Origin of the sequence: Pseudoalteromonas sp. TAB23, from assembly GCF_000498075.1 — a bacterium.
Lineage (GTDB): Bacteria > Pseudomonadota > Gammaproteobacteria > Enterobacterales > Alteromonadaceae > Pseudoalteromonas > Pseudoalteromonas arctica.
The window spans coordinates 1-5,097 of record NZ_AUTP01000067.1 but is presented as its reverse complement, the minus strand read 5'-3'; the positions used below and the strand labels follow the sequence as shown (position 1 = coordinate 5,097).

Annotated in this window: 5 protein-coding genes; 2 read left to right on the top strand and 3 right to left on the bottom strand. The window is 37.5% G+C overall.

Annotation, left to right across the window (positions count from 1 at the left end):
* A partial coding sequence (locus L654_RS0101660; RefSeq protein WP_024607058.1) for an ABC transporter ATP-binding protein occupies positions 1-1,830 on the bottom strand: 1,830 nt, incomplete at its 3' end.
* A gap of 150 nt (positions 1,831-1,980) precedes the next feature.
* On the bottom strand, positions 1,981-2,817 hold the full coding sequence (locus tag L654_RS0101655) for a hypothetical protein (RefSeq protein ID WP_024607057.1): 837 nt from the start codon (positions 2,815-2,817) through the stop codon (positions 1,981-1,983).
* 247 nt (positions 2,818-3,064) lie between these two features.
* On the opposite strand from L654_RS0101655, the gene L654_RS0101650 reads away from it, so the two are divergent.
* A complete protein-coding gene (locus L654_RS0101650; protein WP_024607056.1) occupies positions 3,065-3,469 on the top strand; it encodes a GFA family protein in 405 nt (134 codons plus the stop codon).
* A 6-nt stretch (positions 3,470-3,475) separates the two neighbouring features.
* Here the strand turns inward: L654_RS0101650 and L654_RS0101645 are convergent, their stop codons facing one another.
* Positions 3,476-4,273, bottom strand: a complete 798-nt coding sequence (locus tag L654_RS0101645; RefSeq protein WP_024607055.1) for a hypothetical protein — start codon at positions 4,271-4,273, stop codon at positions 3,476-3,478.
* Positions 4,274-4,422: 149 nt separating this feature from the next.
* Here L654_RS0101645 and L654_RS0101640 point away from each other — a divergent pair, with 149 nt between their 5' ends.
* Positions 4,423-4,815, top strand: coding sequence for a hypothetical protein (locus L654_RS0101640; RefSeq protein ID WP_024589167.1), 393 nt, complete (start codon positions 4,423-4,425; stop codon positions 4,813-4,815).
* Positions 4,816-5,097: the final 282 nt, after the last annotated feature.

Below are 5,097 nucleotides of genomic sequence, written 5' to 3'. Positions count from 1 at the left end.
CCCGCCTGTTTGGTGTGTCCACAGGGCTGCGTAAATCCCGCCCTTAGCGATTAGTTCTTCATGAGTGCCTTGCTCAACTACGCCGCCGTCATCAAGTACAATTAATCTATCCATTTGTGCAATGGTTGAGAGCCTATGCGCTATGGCAATTACTGTTTTGCCTGTCATTAAGTCATCAAGACTTGCCTGAATTGCCGCTTCTACTTCTGAGTCGAGTGCGCTGGTGGCTTCGTCGAGTATAAGTATGGGTGCATTTTTAAGTAGCACACGTGCAATAGCAATACGTTGGCGCTGTCCGCCCGAAAGAGTAACACCGCGTTCGCCCACTTGAGCATCAAAGCCTTTGTTGCCTTTGCTATCTACCAAGTCGTTTATAAACTCAAGTGCTTTAGCTTGTTTGGTGGCGTTGATCATCTCGTCTTGCGTTGCATCGGGGCGACCGTACAAAATATTGTCTTTTACTGAGCGATGAAGCAGGGAAGTGTCTTGCGTAACCATTGCTATGTAGCGGCGTAGACTTTCTTGGCTTACATCTGTGATGTTTTGCCCATCAATTTTTATTGTTCCTGAGTCGGTATCGTAAAAACGCAGTAATAAGTTAACAAGCGTTGATTTACCTGCACCAGAGCGGCCGACTAAACCAATTTTTTCGCCAGGCTTAATGTTTAAGTTTAAACCGTCCATTACTGGGCTGCGATTAGTCTCGTTTGCTGCTTTACCGTAATTAAAGTGTACGTTGTTAAACTCAATGGCACCTTGGCTTACGTTAAGCGTATCGGCATTTGGTTTATCGGCAACTTCGATAGGGTTTGATAGTGTTTTCATACCATCGGCTACGGTGCCAATGTTTTCGAACAAGCTGCTTATTTCCCACATGATCCATTGCGCCATACCGTTTAATCTAAGCGCTAAACTAACAGCAACTGCAATGGCACCTGCGCTAATTGCACTCAGTGACCATAAATAAAGTGATACAGCGGTAACTGAAAATACTAATAAATAATTTAAGCTTTGAATAACAAAGTTTAGGCTGGTTACCAAGCGCATTTGTTTGTACACAGGCTGTAAAAATACATCCATGCTTTGTTTTGCGTATTGCTCTTCACGCTGGGTATACGAAAACAATTTAATAGTAGAAATATTTGTGTAGCTATCAACAATTCGACCGGTCATTTCTGAGCGCGCATCGGCTTGTGAGCTGGCAATTTTTTTAAGGCGCGGTACAAAATAAAGCTGTACGCAAATGTATAAAACTAACCAAACCAGTAAAGGGATCATTAAGCGCCAATCAGCTTCGGCAACTAAAAATACCATTGAGCCAAAATAAACCACTATGTACATTAATACATCGAGTAGTTTGGTCACTGTTTCGCGAACGGCTAAAGAGGTTTGCAATACTTTGGTGGCTATTCTTCCTGCAAACTCATTTTGATAAAAGCTCACACTTTGGCGCAGTAAATAACGATGCGCTAACCAGCGAATCGACATAGGGTAATTGCCCAGCAATGCTTGGTGCAAAATAGCAGAATGAAAAAATACGACTACGGGCAATACCAGTAAGAGCATGACAGCCATTTTGATAAGTTCTGATTTTTGCTCTACAAACAAGGTTTCGGGTGTGTAGGCCGTTAACCAATCAACAAGTTGGCCCATGTAGCTAAATAAAGAAACCTCTAAAATAGCGAGCATGGCGGCGCTGATTGACATTAGCACCAACGACAATTCCATTCCTTTGGTGTAGTGACGACAAAAAGCAAATAAAGTAGAAGGCGGCTGAGTAGGTTGATCCTCAGGAAATGCTTTTGTCATTTTTTCAAATAATCGATACATTTTAAAAACTTAAATGGCAAATAATGGTGGCTATTATACCATTTAAGTATTTTTAAATGCAGGTTTGTAAGGTATTAATTGTGAATATGCTAGAGCGTTATTAATATAAACTTATGTATAAAAGAACACTTAAAAAAACTTCACTTACTTTTATAGCATTGGGTTATTTAGGTTTGTACCTTTGCTCATGTATAAATCGTCATATCTGAGACCACCATTTCCGTAAGGCTTTTTAATTGGGCCTGTATTACAGTTAGCTAAAAAATATATAAGAGGTTGTTCGCGCTTCATTCTAAATTGTGCATTTTTATACACCAGTGTTTGCTTGCTAAATTCACCACCTTTTACGTAAACATCATATTGCTGACCTTGCTCTGAGGCTGCTGCGTTATTAACAACATACCATACGTCGTACCAGGTATTTGTTTGCAGAGGTTTAGCTGACTGTTTGGTAGTGTAGTTTTGAATGTTGCTATATCCGCCGTCGGTTTTAACCATTAAAGCGCCATCGTTTACAAGCCCGTTTGATTCTGTTTTATCGGTTACGCGAAGTGTTGGCTCAAACGCATCGTACGCATGTTTATTAATTAGCTCTGGCGTAAGGTTGCTTAATCCAAAAGCATGGTTATTAGGAAAAGCAGCCACGTTTACACGCATATAAAATGTGTAGGTGTCACCAACTTCAACCGCTTGTGGAAGCTTTGTATAAGAAAGTGCTTTACGATTGCCAACAATGCCCTCAGCCGCAGGCTTTTTTAGTAAATAATGATTTGTTGATGAGTTTGCTTGTTCTGATTGTATAACCGTTATTTGTGGGTTTTTAACTTGTGGCTTAGTTTCATTTTGGGTATCGACACTTTGCCAGTCACTAAGAGAGTTTTCAAAATTATCAATAAGCAGCCAATCGCTCGATGTGTTTTTGTGAATGTTTGAACACGCAGATAGCGCGCTGAATAAGCAAAGAATTAAAATGTGTTTGGAATGCATAATTGGCTCTCAGTAAATTTAGGTTTTTTGGTTAACCAATTATTGTTTTGGCTATAACTTCAAGGTAAAGGTTATGTAACCAATTTAATGTTTTTATGTCAATCATTAAAAAATAGGTATGGCGTGGTAACTGCACAAATATAAAAATTATTATTCCATTCAAAAAATTAACCAGTAAACTTATCCATTAAATCAACTCAGCAAATTTCAGCTGAGTATAAAAATAATTTAATAGTTAGGATGTTATATGTATACGGGTTCGTGTTTGTGCGGTGAGGTAAATATTGAAGTGTCGGGCAGTATAACTAGCATTATTCATTGTCATTGTTCACTGTGCAGAAAAAACAGCGGGACTGCATTTGCAACCAATGGCTTTGTAAATACAGATGACTTCACAATAACTAAAGGGCAGGCACTACTTAGCGAGTATAGTTTTAAAGTAGGGCGTACTCGTTACTTTTGTAAATGTTGTGGCTCGCCGGTTTATAGTAGCAATAATGATGACAAAAGCAGAATACGAATTCGTTTAGGAATATTTGATAGCGATATTACTGAGCAGGTTTTATCGCATAATTTTGTTACGTCTAAAGCTAACTGGGAGAAGTTAGAAACAAGCTTACCGTGCTATGAAAAACATGAACCTGGTCGGTAACGCGTTTTATTCAATGTGGTAAATGCTGTTAATACTTTTATAAAGGTTTGGCGCAAAATTTATAAACACAGGTGAGTTTTGTATTTCATCAACGTTTATGTGCATTAATGTTTGCTGGCTTAGTATGATCACTATATTTTTGTATTCGTTAAACTCTATTATCCCTAAGCACTTAAAATGTTGCCTTAAAAGTACTAAAAGCATTTGCAGCTCTTGGCCTGTTTGTGGGTTTAAATTAATGATTACTTGCGTATTTTGCTCACTGCAGCTATTTATATTTTGCCAAAAGCTATCGCTGGTTAAAAAAGGCTGGTGATATTCACCACTAAAAATATCGATAGTGATTACGTTAAAGTGATCAGTGCATTGGGTAATATATTGCTCGGCGCATTGTAAATAGGTGCTGTGCTTAATTGGTAACTTAAAGTGCTGGGCAGCAATTAAGGCAATGCTTGGGTTTATTTCTACCGTGTTAAATGTATTGATGGTGTTTATGTAAGGCGTATTACTTTGTAAGTGATACATAATTCGCTCAAACCCTGCAGTGCCCAAGCCTAAATTTAATATATTTAGTGTATCTACCGGTTTAAGTAAAAATAACATCATACACTGGTTTACAGGTACTATTACTTGCTCAGGGTGTATAAGGTTCATAACGCCCTGAATTGTAATGTCTTCATTGGCTTTTTGTGCAAGCGTTAACCAACGGTATTCTTTATTTTGATACACGCATACGGGGCCGTATGCACTTTGCTGCGACTCAATAAGGTTACTTTTAATTGTATCTTCTTTTAGCTGACGCATAACTTAAACTATTAATATATACACAATGACAGTGTGCCACGAAAAACACATTTTTTTATAGATTATTGTGTAACAAGGTTTGTAATTTAACCTCTAAATATAATATTGTATTAGCAATTAATTACTTAGACGTTATTCAAGGATTGAAAATGAGAACATTTATTTGCGCTGTTCATTTTGTGTGTGCTCAGTGGATGAAAAAATTAGACTCAAGAAATAAAAATACGGCCATCAATGCTGCAGCATTGTTAGCCATGATATCTACTGTATATAGTTTTCTTTTAGCTATGACGTTTGACATTCACTACTTAGATAAAATAATCAGTACTTTTAAGCAAAACCCTTTACTTATTGGTGCTCTATTTTACGCAATCGTAATTGGAATTGTGTTTTTAATTTTGGGTGATTTTAACGGTTATAGAAGTAGAGTTAGATCTTGTATAAATAAAGGGAGCTTTAAAAAATATATTTTAGGAATAAAGCTGTGGATGTTTGGGTTAATTCCTATGACCGGTATTATGTTGATTGTACGACTCAATTAACTCTCTAAGTATTACTATAACTGCGCTTTAGCGTGCTCCTTTCTACATCTACCTCAAATGTATTGCCATAAAATCTTAGTTAAGTAATGGTTACACTATAATAATTAGGAGCTAATAGATGCTTAAAACACCTTTGAAAATCACAACAACGTTACTCAAATTTACTGCAATTGCAGGCGCTTGCACACTTGCATTATCAGCACATGGTGAAACGCAATTACAATATACCGACCAACAAAAGTTACACGATATAGCAAGTGAAGTGTCGGCTACCCGTATCGG